Source organism: Microbispora sitophila (genome assembly GCF_014892245.1).
GTDB lineage: Bacteria > Actinomycetota > Actinomycetes > Streptosporangiales > Streptosporangiaceae > Microbispora > Microbispora siamensis.
In genome coordinates this window covers 218,292-233,168 of the sequence record NZ_JADBGC010000014.1, presented here as the reverse complement: position 1 = coordinate 233,168, position 14,877 = coordinate 218,292, and the positions used below count along the sequence as shown (strand labels likewise).

Annotated in this window: 11 protein-coding genes; all 11 read left to right on the top strand. The window is 68.5% G+C overall.

Annotation, left to right across the window (positions count from 1 at the left end; all coding sequences use genetic code 11):
* The first annotated feature begins 61 nt into the window (after positions 1 to 61).
* The 11 genes from IL992_RS26030 (at position 62) to IL992_RS25980 (ending at position 14,797) form a co-directional block, all read left to right on the top strand.
* On the top strand, positions 62 to 1,051 hold the full coding sequence (locus tag IL992_RS26030) for an ABC transporter substrate-binding protein (protein ID WP_319018825.1): 990 nt from the start codon (positions 62 to 64) through the stop codon (positions 1,049 to 1,051).
* Between the two features lie 76 nt (positions 1,052 to 1,127).
* Positions 1,128 to 2,636, top strand: a complete 1,509-nt coding sequence (locus IL992_RS26025) for a sugar ABC transporter ATP-binding protein (RefSeq protein WP_193205987.1) — start codon at positions 1,128 to 1,130, stop codon at positions 2,634 to 2,636.
* Positions 2,633 to 3,679 (top strand): ABC transporter permease, encoded by a 1,047-nt coding sequence (locus IL992_RS26020; RefSeq protein WP_193205986.1) that lies wholly within the window; start codon positions 2,633 to 2,635, stop codon positions 3,677 to 3,679. The genes IL992_RS26025 and IL992_RS26020 overlap by 4 nt, the downstream gene beginning before the upstream one ends.
* Complete coding sequence (yjfF, locus tag IL992_RS26015) at positions 3,676 to 4,677, top strand: galactofuranose ABC transporter, permease protein YjfF (RefSeq protein ID WP_193205985.1); 1,002 nt, start codon at positions 3,676 to 3,678, stop codon at positions 4,675 to 4,677. The genes IL992_RS26020 and yjfF overlap by 4 nt, the downstream gene beginning before the upstream one ends.
* Before the next feature lie 72 nt (positions 4,678 to 4,749).
* Positions 4,750 to 5,868, top strand: coding sequence for a multiple monosaccharide ABC transporter substrate-binding protein (chvE, locus tag IL992_RS26010; protein ID WP_193205984.1), 1,119 nt, complete (start codon positions 4,750 to 4,752; stop codon positions 5,866 to 5,868).
* 50 nt (positions 5,869 to 5,918) lie between these two features.
* Positions 5,919 to 7,448 (top strand): multiple monosaccharide ABC transporter ATP-binding protein, encoded by a 1,530-nt coding sequence (mmsA, locus tag IL992_RS26005; RefSeq protein WP_193205983.1) that lies wholly within the window; start codon positions 5,919 to 5,921, stop codon positions 7,446 to 7,448.
* A gap of 5 nt (positions 7,449 to 7,453) precedes the next feature.
* The gene (mmsB, locus tag IL992_RS26000; protein WP_193205982.1) at positions 7,454 to 8,713 is read left to right on the top strand and encodes a multiple monosaccharide ABC transporter permease; all 1,260 of its coding nucleotides are present in this window, start codon (positions 7,454 to 7,456) and stop codon (positions 8,711 to 8,713) included.
* Positions 8,714 to 8,842: 129 nt separating this feature from the next.
* Positions 8,843 to 10,468 (top strand): ribulokinase, encoded by a 1,626-nt coding sequence (gene araB / locus IL992_RS25995; protein ID WP_319018824.1) that lies wholly within the window; start codon positions 8,843 to 8,845, stop codon positions 10,466 to 10,468.
* The gene (locus IL992_RS25990) at positions 10,465 to 11,124 is read left to right on the top strand and encodes an L-ribulose-5-phosphate 4-epimerase (protein ID WP_079316089.1); all 660 of its coding nucleotides are present in this window, start codon (positions 10,465 to 10,467) and stop codon (positions 11,122 to 11,124) included. Before araB ends, IL992_RS25990 begins: the two co-directional genes overlap by 4 nt.
* A complete protein-coding gene (araA, locus tag IL992_RS25985; RefSeq protein ID WP_193205980.1) occupies positions 11,121 to 12,602 on the top strand; it encodes an L-arabinose isomerase in 1,482 nt (493 codons plus the stop codon). Before IL992_RS25990 ends, araA begins: the two co-directional genes overlap by 4 nt.
* Positions 12,602 to 14,797, top strand: a complete 2,196-nt coding sequence (locus tag IL992_RS25980; protein WP_226873772.1) for an immunoglobulin-like domain-containing protein — start codon at positions 12,602 to 12,604, stop codon at positions 14,795 to 14,797. Before araA ends, IL992_RS25980 begins: the two co-directional genes overlap by 1 nt.
* Positions 14,798 to 14,877 lie beyond the last annotated feature (80 nt).

Below are 14,877 nucleotides of genomic sequence, written 5' to 3'. Positions count from 1 at the left end.
ATTGGATGATCAGCGCTGTGCCGTAGGTGTTAGCGCTAACAGGTAGAAAGGATCCCCCACAGTGTTGAAGAGGATCTCGGCACTGATCCTGGCCGGAGCCACGGCCCTGACGATGGCCGGTTGCAGCAGCAGTGGCGGCAGCGGCGGTTCGTCCGGCGGTGGCGCCGACGACGGAAAGATCGTGATGGGCTTCGCCCAGGTCGGCGCGGAAAGTGGCTGGCGCACCGCCAACACCAAGGACATCCAGGAGTCCGCCAAGGCGGCCGGCATCGAGCTGAAGTTCTCCGACGCTCAGCAGAAGCAGGAGAACCAGATCAAGGCCATCCGCTCCTACATCCAGCAGAAGGTCGACGTGATCGCCTTCTCGCCGGTCGTGGAGTCGGGCTGGGACACCGTCCTCAAGGAGGCGCAGAACGCGAAGATCCCGGTCATCCTCACCGACCGGGCCGTGGACTCCAAGGACACCAGCCTGTACAAGACCTTCCTCGGCTCCGACTTCGTCGAGGAGGGCAAGAAGGCCGGTCAGTGGCTGGTCGACCAGTACAAGGACAGCAAGGACGACGTGAACATCGTCCAGCTGGAGGGCACCACCGGCTCCGCGCCCGCCAACGACCGCAAGGCCGGCTTCCAGCAGGTCATCTCCGCCGACCCCAAGTTCAAGGTCATCGCTTCGCAGAGCGGCGACTTCACCCGCGCCAAGGGCAAGGAGGTCATGGAGGCCTTCCTCAAGTCCAACCCCAAGATCGACGTGCTGTACGCGCACAACGACGACATGGGCCTCGGCGCCATCGAGGCGATCGAGGGTGCGGGCAAGGTCCCGGGCAAGGACATCAAGATCATCACGGTCGACGCGGTCCACGACGGCATGCAGGCCCTCGCCGACGGCAAGATCAACTACATCGTCGAGTGCTCCCCGCTGCTCGGCACCCAGCTCATGGACCTCGCCAAGAAGGTCGTCAAGGGCGAGCAGGTGCCCCAGCGGGTGGTCACCGAGGAGACCACCTTCACCCAGGAGCAGGCCAAGGAGGCCCTGCCCAACCGCAAGTACTGATCGGGTTCCGGGCCGCCCCCGTCACGGGGGCGGCCTCACCCGCGACGACGAGTTACGAGCATGAGAGGGGCGCCGCATGGCCGCACCCGCGCCGATCCTGCGGATGAGCGGGATCGGCAAGCAGTTCCCCGGCGTGAAGGCACTGGACGGCGTCGATTTCCGGCTGCTGCCGGGCGAGGTTCACGCGCTGATGGGAGAGAACGGCGCCGGCAAGTCGACCTTGATCAAGGTGCTGACCGGGGTCTACGACATCGACGCAGGAGAGATCGAGCTTGAGGGCAGGCGGGTCGCCTTCTCCAGCCCGCTCGCCGCGCAGCAGGCGGGCATCAGCACCGTCTACCAGGAGGTCAATCTCTGCGCGAACCTGTCGGTGGCGGAGAACATCTTCATCGGACGCGAGCCGCGCCGCTTCGGCCGGATTCAGTGGAAGGCGATGCGCCGCCGGGCCGCGGAGATCCTCTCCCGCCTCGATCTCGACCTCGACGTGTCGGCGCCCCTGTCGTCGTACTCGCTGGCGATCCAGCAGATGGTCGCGATCGCGCGGGCGGTCGACATCGACGCGAAGGTACTCATCCTCGACGAGCCCACCTCCAGCCTGGACGCCGGAGAGGTCGCCCAGCTTTTCACGGTGATGCGCAGGCTCAAGGAGCAGGGCATCGCGATCCTGTTCGTCTCGCACTTCCTCGACCAGATCTACGAGATCTCCGACCGGATGACGATCCTGCGCAACGGCACGCTCGTGGGGGAGTACCTCACCAGCGAGCTGAGCCAGGTCGAGCTGATCGGCAAGATGATCGGCCGCGAGCTGGCCGACCTGGAGAAGCTGGAGGAGCGCCCGCCGGCCCGCGAGGGTGCGCCGCTGGTCCAGGCCGAGGAGCTGGGCCGCACCGGCGCCATCCAGCCGTTCACGCTCACCATCCACGAGGGCGAGGTCGTCGGCCTGGCCGGGCTGCTCGGCTCGGGCCGTACGGAGATCGCCCGGCTGCTGTTCGGCGCCGACCACGCGGGCACCGGCTCACTGAAGATCGGCGGCGAGCAGGTCAGCCTGCGCACGCCGCGCTCGGCCGTCGCCCGCAAGCTCGCCTTCTGTTCCGAGAACCGGCGCGCCGAGGGCCTCATCCCCGACCTGACGGTCCGGGAGAACCTCATCCTCGCGCTGCAGGCCTCCCGCGGCTGGACCAGGCCGATCCCCCGGCGCAAGCAGGACGAGCTGGTCGACAAGTACATCGCCGCGCTGAACATCCGCCCGGCCAACCCCGACCAGCTCATCAAGAACCTCAGCGGCGGCAACCAGCAGAAGGTGCTGCTGGCCCGCTGGCTCATCCTGGAGCCCCGTCTGCTCATCCTCGACGAGCCCACCCGCGGCATCGACGTCGGCGCCAAGGCCGAGATCCAGCGCCTCGTCGCCGAGCTGTCGGACGGCGGAATGGCCGTGCTGTTCATCTCCGCCGAGCTGGAGGAGGTGCTGCGGCTCAGCCACAAGGTCGGCGTGCTCCGCGACCGCAAGCTGGTCGCCCAGATGGACAACGAGGGGCTGACGACCGACACCCTGACGGAGACGATCGCGAGCGGAGCCCGATCATGAGCCGGATCCTGAAGCACCGCCTGTTCTGGCCCCTGGTCATCCTGGTCGCGTTGCTGGCACTGAACCTCGTCTTCACGGACAACTTCTTCAAGATCCAGATGAAGGAGGGGCACCTCTACGGCAGCCTGATCGACATCGTCCGGTTCGGCGCGCCGCTGATCCTGGTGTCGCTCGGCATGACGCTGGTCATCGCCACCAGCGGCATCGACCTGTCGGTCGGCTCGGTCGTGGCGATCGCCGGCGCGCTGGCCTGCCTGCGCATCAGCGGCCTGTCCGACCAGAACTCGGTGGGTGGCGTGCTCGGGGCCGTGGGCCTCGCGCTGGTGCTGTCGGTGGTCCTCGGCGCGTGGAACGGCTTCCTCGTCGCGGGGATCGGCATCCAGCCCATCATCGCGACGCTGATCCTGATGGTCGCCGGGCGCGGCCTGGCCCAGCTCATCACCGACGGGCAGATCACCACGGTCAACAGCTCGCCGTACAAGCTCATCGGCGGCGGATACTGGCTGACGCTGCCGTTCGGGATCATCGTCGTGGCGGTCGTGCTCGCGCTCACCGCGTTCCTCACCCGGCGCCTGGCGCTCGGCCTGCTCATCGAGTCGGTCGGCGGCAACGCCGAGGCGAGCCGCCTGGCCGGCATCAGCGCCCGCGGCGTGCTCATGATGGTGTACGCGTTCTGCGGGCTGTGCGCCGGCATCGCGGGCCTCATGATCAGTTCGAACGTCTCCAGCGCCGACGGCAACAACGCCGGCCTGTGGATCGAGCTGGACGCGATCCTCGCCGTCGTCATCGGCGGCACTCCGCTGTCCGGCGGCCGGTTCTCGCTGAGCGGCACCGTGCTGGGCGCCCTCATCATCCAGACGCTGACCACCACGATCTACTCGATCGGCGTTCCGCCGGAGACGACGCTGCTGTTCAAGGCGCTCGTGGTGACGATCGTCTGCCTGATCCAGTCCCCGGCCTTCCGCGCGAAGGTGTTCCACCGCCGCAGGCGCCCGATCGCGGCGCGCCCGGCGGCCGAAGAGAAGGTGAGGGTCTCGGCATGACGAGCATCACCGGCCTGCGGGACCTCCGCCGCCGTACGGTCCCGCCGAAGTACATCCCGGTCCTGGTGACCGCGGGCCTGTTCGTGGCCATGTTCGTGGCGGGCGGCATCCGCTACGAGAACTTCGCCACCGGGCAGATCATCCTCAACGTCTTCATCGACAACGCGTTCCTGCTGGTCGTCGCGGTCGGCATGACGTTCGTGATCCTCACCGGCGGCATCGACCTGTCGGTCGGTTCGGTGGTCGCGCTCGCCACGATGCTGAGCGCCAGCCTGCTGAAGGACGGCTGGCCGGCGTACGCGGTCATGGCCCTGGTGCTGGTGATCGGCGCGGTGCTGGGCCTGGCCATGGGCGCCATCATCCACTACTTCGAGATCCAGCCGTTCATCGTCACGCTGGCCGGCATGTTCCTCGCCCGCGGCCTGTGCTACACGATCAGCACCGAGTCGATCCCGATCGAGAACCCGACGTTCACCGATATCGCCCAGACGCGGATCAACCTCGGCGGCGACCTGTCGGTCTCCCCGAGCGCGGTGATCGCGGTGGTGGTCGTGCTGATCGCGGCGTACGTGCTGCACTACACCCGGCTCGGCCGCAACGTCTACGCGACCGGCGGCAGCGAGCAGTCGGCCCTGCTCATGGGTCTGCCGGTGGCCCGAACGAAGATCGCGGTCTACACGATCAGCGGGTTCTGCTCGGCCCTCGGCGGCCTGCTGTTCGCCTTCTACTCGCTGTCGGGCTACGGGCTGAGCGCCGTGGGCATGGAGCTGGACGCGATCGCCGCGGTCGTCATCGGCGGCACGCTGCTGACCGGCGGAAGCGGCTTCCTGCTCGGCACCGTGCTCGGCGTGCTCGTGCTGGGGCTGATCCAGACGATCATCAGCTTCGAGGGCACGCTCAGCTCCTGGTGGACCAAGATCTTCATTGGTCTGCTGCTGTTCGTCTTCATCCTCCTGCAGCGCGTGTTCTCGGGGGGATCGCGCCGCAGAACTCCTTGATGTGCGGAAACGTCCTATCCCTTCTATCGGCCGCATCCAGCTGTGCGGCCACCCCCAACCAAGGAGATGCATATGAGGTTGCTACGAATCGGGGGCGTGGTGTCCGCCATCGCGCTCGCCGCGACCATGACCGCCTGCGGCTCCAGCCAGAAGACGGTGGACGTCGAGGCGTCCGCCTCCTCCGCGGCCGGCAACGCCGGGGCCCTGATCGGCGTCACGATGCCGACGAAGTCGTCGGAGCGCTGGATCCACGACGGCGACAACGTCAAGCAGCAGCTCGAGGCCCTCGGCTACAAGGTGGACCTCCAGTACGCCGAGAACGACATCCCCACCCAGGTCAACCAGATCGAGAACCAGATCACCAAGGGCGCCAAGCTCCTGATCATCGCCTCGATCGACGGCACCGCGCTCACCTCGCAGCTGCAGGAGGCCGCGGACAACAAGATCCCGGTCATCGCCTACGACCGGCTCATCCGCAACAGCCCGAACGTCGACTACTACGCCACCTTCGACAACTTCAAGGTCGGCGTGCAGCAGGCGACCTCGCTGCTGAAGGGCCTCGGCGTCGACAGCGGCAAGAAGGGCCCGTTCAACGTCGAGCTGTTCGGCGGCTCGCCCGACGACAACAACGCCACCTTCTTCTGGAACGGCGCGATGTCGGTGCTCAAGCCGAAGATCGACGACGGCACGCTGAAGGTCAAGAGCGGCCAGACCGACTTCAAGCAGGCCGCCATCCTGCGGTGGGACCCCGCCACGGCGCAAAAGCGCATGGAGGACATCCTCACCAAGACCTACACCGGCGACGCCAAGGTCGACGGCGTGCTCTCGCCGTACGACGGGCTGTCCATCGGCATCCTGTCGGCGCTCAAGAGCTCCGGCTACGGCACCAGCGGCCAGCCGTACCCGGTCGTGACCGGCCAGGACGCCGAGCTGGCGTCGGTCAAGTCGATCATCGCCGATGAGCAGTACTCCACCATCTTCAAGGACACCCGCAAGCTGGCGGAGCAGACCGTGAAGATGGCCGACGCGGTGCTGAAGGGCCAGAAGCCCGAGGTGAACAACACCACGGACTACAACAACGGCAACAAGGTCGTTCCGTCGTACCTGCTGGACCCGGTGATCGTCGACAAGGACAACTACAAGGACGTCCTGATCGGCAGCAACTACTACACCGAGGACCAGCTCAAGTAGGGATCCGGGCCCGGGGAGCAGTCCCCGGGCCCTCCCTGAGCGGGGGGCACATGACCGAGCACATCTTGCGGATGAGCGGGATCACCAAGACATTCCCCGGGGTGAAGGCCCTGCAGGACGTCAACCTCGCGGTCCGGCGGGGTGAGATCCACGCGATCTGCGGCGAGAACGGCGCCGGCAAGTCGACGCTGATGAAGGTGCTGTCCGGGGTCTATCCCCACGGCCAGTACGAAGGCGAGATCACCTTCGAGGGCAGGCGTTGCGAGTTCGGCGGCATCCGCGACAGCGAGCGCGCCGGGATCGTCATCATCCACCAGGAACTGGCGCTGTGCCCGCAGCTGTCGATCGCGGAGAACATCTACCTCGGCAACGAGCGGGCCACGCGCGGCGTCATCGACTGGAACCGCACCAACTACGAGGCCGGCGAGCTGCTGAAGCGGGTCGGCCTGCGCGAGAACCCCACCACGACGGTCTCCGACATCGGCGTGGGCAAGCAGCAGCTCGTGGAGATCGCCAAGGCGCTGTCGAAGGAGGTCAAGCTCCTCATCCTCGACGAGCCGACCGCGGCGCTCAACGACGAGGACTCGGCCCACCTGCTCGACCTGCTGCGCGGGCTCAGGGACGAGGGCATCACCTGTGTGATCATCTCGCACAAGCTCAACGAGGTGACCGCGATCGCCGACTCCGTCACGATCCTCCGTGACGGGCGCACGATCGAGACGCTGGACATGGCCGCCGACCGCGTGACCGAGGACCGCATCATCTCCGGGATGGTCGGCCGCGCCCTCGACAACCGCTTCCCGCCGCGCACGCCGGAGATCGGCGAGGAGGCGTTCCGCATCGAGGACTGGACGGTCTACAGCCCCAGCCAGCCCGGAAGGAAGGTGGTCGACGGGGCCTCGCTCATGCTGCGGCGTGGTGAGATCGTGGGTCTGGCCGGGCTGATGGGCGCCGGCCGCACCGAGCTGGCGATGAGCGTGTTCGGGCGGACGTACGGGGTGCACATCTCCGGCAGGATCTTCAAGGGTGGCCGGCAGATCGAGATCCGCACCGTGCAGGACGCGATCAGGCACGGCGTCGCCTACGCCACCGAGGACCGCAAGAGGTACGGCCTCAACCTCATCGAGGACATCAAGCGCAACATCAGCGCGGCCTGGCTCAAGGGCCTGTCCAGGCGCGGCTGGGTCAACGAGTATGAGGAATACCGGGTCGCCCAGCAGTTCCGCGCGAGCATGAACATCAAGGCGCCCGGCGTCGACAGCGTCGTCGGCAAGCTGAGCGGCGGCAACCAGCAGAAGGTCGTGCTCTCCAAGTGGATCCTGACCGAGCCGGACGTGCTGATTCTCGACGAGCCGACCCGGGGCATCGACGTCGGCGCCAAGTACGAGATATACATGATCATTAACCGTCTGGCGGAGCAGGGCAAGGCCGTGCTGGTGATCTCGTCCGAGCTGCCCGAGCTGCTCGGCCTCTGCGACCGCATCTACACGCTCTCGGAGGGGCGCGTCACCGGCGAGGTGCCGCGCGAGGAGGCCACGCAGGAACGCCTCATGTATCTCATGACCAAGGGACAGGAGTAGCTCGCATGAGCAGCATCACGCCCGCCGACGTGGAGGTCGGCGCCAAGGGCGGCGGGGGAGCGCCGGGGCGGCCGGGCCGGGTGTCGCTCGGCGGGCTGTCGCTCAACCTGCGCTCCAGCGGCATCTACATCGCCTTCGCGCTGATCATCGTGTTGTTCTCGGTGCTGACCGACGGCGCACTGCTGCAGCCGCAGAACATCTCCAACATCATCGTCCAGAACTCCTACATCCTGATCCTCGCGATCGGGATGATCCTGATCATCATCGCGGGGCACATCGACCTGTCGGTCGGCTCGGTGGTCGCGGTCACCGGCGCGCTGGCCGCGGTGCTGATGGTGAACATGGGCGTGCCCTGGCCGGCGGCCCTGCTGATCACGCTCGTGGCAGGCGCGCTGATCGGGGCCTGGCAGGGGTACTGGATCGCGTACTTCGGCATCCCCGCGTTCATCGTCACGCTGGCCGGCATGTTGCTGTTCCGGGCGCTGACCCTCACCGTCCTGGGCAACCAGGGCATCGGCCCGTTCCCCGACCAGGTCCGCACGCTGGCCAACGGCTTCACCGACGGCTGGCTGGGCAACGTCGGCCTCGGCCCGCTCGGGGGCGCCGACCTGTTCAGCCTGCTGGTCGGCATCGTCGCGATCGCCGGCATGGTCCTCGCGCAGTGGCGCACCCGCAGCGCCCGCAAGGGCTACGGCCAGGCGGTCGACTCCCTGGTGCTGTTCGCGCTGAAGATGGCGGCCGGAGCCGCGCTGATCCTCTTCCTCGTCGTGCAGCTCGCCCGCTTCAAGAATCTGCCGTGGGTGCTCGTGCTGCTGGCGGCGCTCGTGCTGGCGTACTCGCTGATGGCGAACCGCACCGTCTTCGGGCGGCAGATCTACGCCATCGGCGGCAACCTGCAGGCGGCCGTGATGTCCGGCGTGAAGGTCAAGTCGGTGGTCTTCTGGATCTTCGTCAACATGGGGGTGCTGTCGGCGATCGCCGGTGTCATCTTCGCCGGCCGGCTCAACCAGGCGGGCCCCACCGCGGGCAACAGCTTCGAGCTGGACGCGATCGCCGCGGCCTTCATCGGCGGCGCGGCCGTGCAGGGCGGCGTGGGCAAGGTGGTCGGCGCGATCACCGGTGGTCTGATCATGGCGGTGATCAACAATGGCATGTCGCTGATCGGCTCGCCCAGCGAGCGGGTCATGCTCGTCAAGGGCGCCGTGCTGCTCGCCGCGGTGGCGTTCGACGTGTGGACCAAGCGCAGGGCCGGCACCGCACGCTGATGGACGGCGACATCGATGGAAACCGGTTTCGGGCCGCCGGCCGCATCGCCGGCGGGCGGCCCCCGCTCCGGGCGTGGCCGGCGCAAGAGCCTCTGGAGGTTGAGTGTGAACGCTAACAATGACCGTTATGTGGTTGGTGTGGATTACGGCACGTTGTCCGGCCGCGCCGTGGTGGTGCGGGTGAGCGATGGCGCGGAGCTGGGCAGCGCCGTGCACGAGTACGCCCACCGGGTGATCGAGGACGCGTTACCGGGTTCCGGCGTCCGCCTCGGACCGGACTGGGCCCTGCAGTCGCCCGCGGACTGGATCGACGTGCTGCGGCACGCGGTGCCCAAGGCGCTGGCCGCCGCGCAGGTCCCGGCCGAGCAGGTGATCGGCATCGGCACGGACTTCACGGCCTGCACGATCCTGCCCGCCACGGCCGACGGCCACCCGCTGTGCGAGGAGTTCCCCGAGCGGCCGCACGCCTGGCCGAAGCTCTGGAAGCACCACGCGGCACAGCCGCACGCCGACCGCATCAACGCGCTGGCCGCCGAGCGCGGCGAGGCGTGGCTGCCGCGGTACGGCGGCAAGATCTCCTCCGAGTGGGCCTTCGCCAAGGGCCTGCAGTTGCTGGAGGAGGACCCGGAGCTGTACGACCGGGCCGACCGCTGGATCGAGGCCGCCGACTGGATCATCTGGCAGCTCACCGGGGTGGAGACCCGCAACGTCTGCACCGCCGGGTACAAGGCCGTCTACCAGGACGGCGCCTACCCGTCCGAGGACTTCCTGGCCGCGCTCAATCCCGCCTTCGCCGGTTTCGCCGGCAAGCTCGGCCAGGATCTCGCTCCGCTCGGCGGACTCGCCGGTCACCTGACCGCGCGGGCCGCCGAGTGGACGGGACTGCCCGAGGGGATCGCGGTGGCGGTCGGCAACGTCGACGCCCACGTCACCGCCGCGGCTGCCGACGCCGTGCGGCCGGGCCAGATGGTCGCCATCATGGGCACCTCCACCTGCCACGTCATGTGCTCCGACCAGCTCGCCGAGGTCCCCGGCATGTGCGGCGTGGTGCGCGACGGCATCGTCCCCGGGCTGTGGGGCTACGAGGCGGGCCAGTCCGCCGTCGGCGACATCTTCGGCTGGTATGTGGACAACTGCGTGCCCGCGTCGTACGCGGAACGGGCCGCCGAGGCGGGCGTCGGCCTGCACGAGTACCTGACCTCGCTCGCGGCCGCGCAGAAGGTCGGTCAGCACGGGCTGGTCGCGCTCGACTGGCACGGCGGCAACCGCTCGGTCCTGGTCGACCACACCCTGTCCGGAGTGATCGTCGGGCAGACGCTCGCCACCCGCCCGGAGGACGTCTACCGCGCGCTCATCGAGGCCACCGCGTTCGGCGCCCGCACGATCGTGGAGACGTTCGAGGCGTCGGGGGTGCCGGTCGAGGAGTTCGTGGTCGCCGGCGGCCTGCTCAAGAACCACTTCCTCATGCAGACGTACGCCGACGTGCTGCGCCGCCCGCTGTCGGTGATCGGCTCGGACCAGGGGCCGGCCCTCGGCTCGGCCATCCACGCCGCCGTCGCCGCGGGCGCCTACCCCGACATCACGGCCGCCGCGGCGGCGATGGGCAAGCGCGAGGCGGCAGCGTACGTGCCCGACACCGAGCGGGCCGACGCCTACGACCGGCTGTACGCCGAGTACCGCAGGTTGCACGACCACTTCGCGGACGGCGAGATGCTCCACCGGCTCCGCGCGATCAGGAACGAGGCCAGCGCATGATCGATGAACTTCGCAGGGAAGTCTGCCGGCTCCACGCCGAACTGGTGCGATACAACCTCGTCGCCTGGACGGCCGGCAACGTGTCGGGCCGGGTGCCGGGCGAGGACCTGTTCGTCATCAAGCCCAGCGGGGTGTCGTACGACGACCTGACCCCCGAGTCCATCGTGGTCTGCGACCTCGACGGCAACCTGGTCGAGGGCGACCTGTCCCCGTCCAGCGACACGGCCGCGCACGCCTACGTGTACCGGCACATGCCGGAGGTCAACGGGGTCGTGCACACCCACTCCACGTACGCCTCGGCGTGGGCGGCCCGCGGAGAGGCGATCCCGTGCGTGCTCACCGCGATGGCCGACGAGTTCGGCGGGGAGATCCCCCTCGGGCCCTTCGCGCTCATCGGCAACGACGACATCGGCAAGGGGATCGTCGCGACCCTGACCGGTCACCGCTCCCGCGCCGTGCTGATGCAGAACCACGGCGTGTTCACCATCGGCGAGTCGCCGAAGGCGGCCGTCAAGGCCGCCGTGATGTGCGAGGACGTCGCCCGCACTGTGCACGTCTCCCGGCAGCTCGGTGAGCCCCTGCCGATCGCGCAGGGCGACATCGACCGCTTGTACGACCGGTATCAGAACGTCTATGGACAGAGGAGTCACCTGTGAAGCTATGGTTCCTGACCGGTAGCCAGGGCCTGTACGGCGAGGACACGCTGCGGCAGGTGGCCGAGCAGTCCCAGCGCATCGCCGAGCAGTTGGGCGAGGCGCTGCCGTTCGAGCTCGAGTGGCGGCCCGTGCTCACCGACGCGGCGGCCATCCGCCGCGTGTGCCTTGAGGCCAACGGTGACGACGACTGCATCGGCCTGATCGCGTGGATGCACACGTTCTCCCCGGCCAAGATGTGGATCGCCGGCCTGGACGCGTTGCGCAAGCCGCTGCTCCACCTGCACACGCAGGCCAACGTGGAGTTGCCGTGGAGCTCCATCGACATGGACTTCATGAACCTCAACCAGGCCGCCCACGGCGACCGCGAGTTCGGCTACATCCAGACGCGCCTCGGCGTGCCGCGCAAGACCGTCGCGGGCCACGTGAGCGACCCGTCGGTGGCGGGGCGCATCGCCACCTGGGCTCGCGCCGCGGCCGGCCGGGCCGAGGTCGGCTCGCTGCGCCTGGCCCGCTTCGGGGACAACATGCGCGACGTCGCCGTGACCGAGGGCGACAAGGTCGAGGCGCAGCTGCGGTTCGGGGTGTCGGTGAACACCTACGGTGTCAACGAGCTGGTCGAGGCCGTGGACGCCGCCGCGGACGCCGACGTGTCCGCCCTCGTCAAGGAGTACGAGGACCTCTACCGGATGGCCCCCGAGCTGCGTGCGGGCGGGGAGCGGCACGAGTCGCTGCGTTACGCGGCCCGCATCGAGCTGGGCCTGCGGCACTTCCTGGAGGGCGGCGGCTTCAAGGCGTTCACCACGAACTTCGAGGACCTGGGCGGGCTGCGCCAGCTTCCCGGCCTGGCCGTGCAGCGCCTCATGGCCGAGGGCTACGGCTTCGGCGGCGAGGGCGACTGGAAGACCTCGGTGCTGCTGCGCACGCTCAAGGTCATGTCGGCGGGCCTGCCCGGCGGCACCTCGTTCATGGAGGACTACACCTACCACCTCACCCCGGGCGAGGAGCTCATCCTCGGCGCGCACATGCTGGAGGTCTGCCCGACGATCGCGGCGGACACCCCGGCGTGCGAGATCCACCCGCTGAGCATCGGCGGCCGGGAGGACCCGGTGCGGCTGGTGTTCGACGCCGCCCCCGGCCCCGCCGTGGTGGTGGGCCTGTCCGACATGGGCGAGCGGTTCCGGCTGGTGGCCAACGAGATCGACGTGGTCGCCCCGCTCGAGCCGCTGCCCGCCCTGCCGGTCGCCCGCGCGGTGTGGCGGCCCCGGCCCGACATGCGCACCTCCGCCGAGTCGTGGATCACGGCGGGCGCCCCGCACCACACGGTGCTCTCCTCGGCCGTCGGGTCCGAGGAGCTGAACGACTTCGCCGACATGCTCGGCGTCGAGTTGCTCGTCATCGACGAGGCGACCACCTCCCGCCAGTTCGTCAAGGAACTGCGGTGGAACCAGGCCTACTACCGGCTCGCGCAAGGATTTTGATGCTCAGTAAGTTCGTGATGGGCGGCCTGGCCGCCCTCACACTCGGAGCCGCGGCACTCGTCCCGTCGGCCGCCTCGGCGGCGGACGAGGGCCTCGCTCTGTGGTACAAGCTCGACGAGACCTCCGGCACGGTGGCGGCCGACTCCTCCGGCAACGGCAGGAACGGCACGCTCAACGGTGACGCGAGCTGGGGCGACGGCCTCCGGCTCGGCGGCACCAACGGGTACGTGAAGGTGCCCGACAACCTCATGCGCGGCATGACCTCGATCACGGTCGCGCTCGACGTCTGGATCGACCCCACGCAGGCCACGCCGTACTTCGTCTACGGCTTCGGCAACTCGAGCGGGTCGAGCGGCAACGGCTATCTGTTCACCACGGGCAACACCTTCCGCACGTCGATCGCCTCGGGCAACTGGTCGACCGAGCAGAACGTCAACGCCGGGGTGAACCTGCCGCGCGGCGGCTGGCAGCACATCGCGTACACGCTCGGCGGCGGCGTCGGGGTGCTGTACCAGAACGGCGACGAGGTGGCCCGCAACACCGCCGTCACGCTCACCCCGGGCTCGATCGGCGGCGGCACGACCACGGCCAACTACATCGGCCGCTCGCTCTACTCGGGGGACAAGTACCTCAAGGGGAGGGTCAAGGACTTCCGCGTCTACGGCCGCGCCCTCGGCGCGTCCGAGATCGCCCAGCTCGCGGGGCCGGTCAACGCCGAGATCGTCAAGCAGGACGCGGCGGCGCTCGACCTCGGCGACACCGGCGCGGTCCGGTCCGACCTGACGCTGCCGGCCAAGGGCGCGTCCGGGTCCACGATCACCTGGGCCTCCAGCGACCCGTCCGTCGTCAGCACGACCGGCGCGGTCACCCGGCCGCCGGCGGGCGCGGCGGACGCCCACGTCACCCTCACCGCCACACTCACCAAGGGCACGGCGACCGAGACGAAGACGTTCGACGTCACCGTCGAGGCGATCTACACCGACAAGCGGGCCGTCGAGACCGACGCCGGCAAGCTCGTCGTGCACAACATCGACGACGTCCGCGGCAACCTGACGCTGCCGACGAAGGGCGAGAACGGCACCACCATCACCTGGCGGTCCAGCAAGCCTGACACGCTCAGCGAGACCGGCGAGGTCAACCGTCCCACGCCGGGTGCCAACGCCGTGAAGGTGAACCTCAAGGCCACGATCTCGCGCGGCAGCCACCAGGCCGTGCGCATCTTCAAGCCCGAGGTGCCGGCGCTGCCCGCCAAGGAGCCGTACAAGGGCTACCTGTTCGCCTACTTCACGGGCGAGGGCTACTCGAACGGCGAGCAGATCTACAACGCGCTGAGCAAGGGCAACGACCCGCTGCACTGGCAGGAGCTCAACGGCGGCCGGCCGGTCGTCACCTCCGATGTCGGCGAGAAGGGCCTGCGCGACCCGTTCGTCATCCGCTCGCCCGAGGGCGACCGGTTCTACATGATCGCCACGGATCTCAAGATCTACGGCAACGGCGACTGGGACCGCGCGCAGCGCAGCGGCAGCCGCTCGATCATGGTGGCCGAGTCGACCGACCTGGTGCACTGGACGAACCAGCGGCTCGTCCAGGTCTCCCCGCCGGAGGCCGGCAACACGTGGGCGCCGGAGGCGTACTACGACAAGACCCTCGGCGCGTACGTGGTCTTCTGGGCGTCCAAGCTGTACAGCAACCCGCAGCACACGGGCGACACGTACAACAAGATGGTGTACGCGACCACCCGCGACTTCTACACCTTCTCCGAGCCGAAGATCTGGAAGGACCCGGGCTACTCGGTCATCGACTCGACGGTGATCGAGCACAACGGGACGTACTACCGCTTCACGAAGGACGAGAGGAACAACAGCTCCTCCAGCCCGTGCAGCAAGTACATCATCGAGGAGAAGTCCACCTCGCTGACCAACACGAACTGGGACTTCCTGAAGGAGTGCATCGGCTCCGGCGCGCTGTCGCGCGGTGAGGGGCCGACGATCTTCAAGTCCAACACCGAGGACAAGTGGTACCTGTTCATCGACGAGTACGGCGGCCGCGGCTACGTGCCGTTCGAGTCGACCGACCTCGAGAAGGGCGACTGGACCGTCCCGGCCGACTACCAGCTTCCGAGCCGTCCGCGTCACGGCACGGTGCTGGGCGTCACGCAGGCCGAGTACGACCGGCTGCTCTCCGCTCTCGGCTGATCCGGGCCCTCGGCTGATCCGGTCTCGCTGACCGCTCGCGGGCCCTTCCCCTCCAGGGGAAGGGCCCGTTTTCCTGTGCG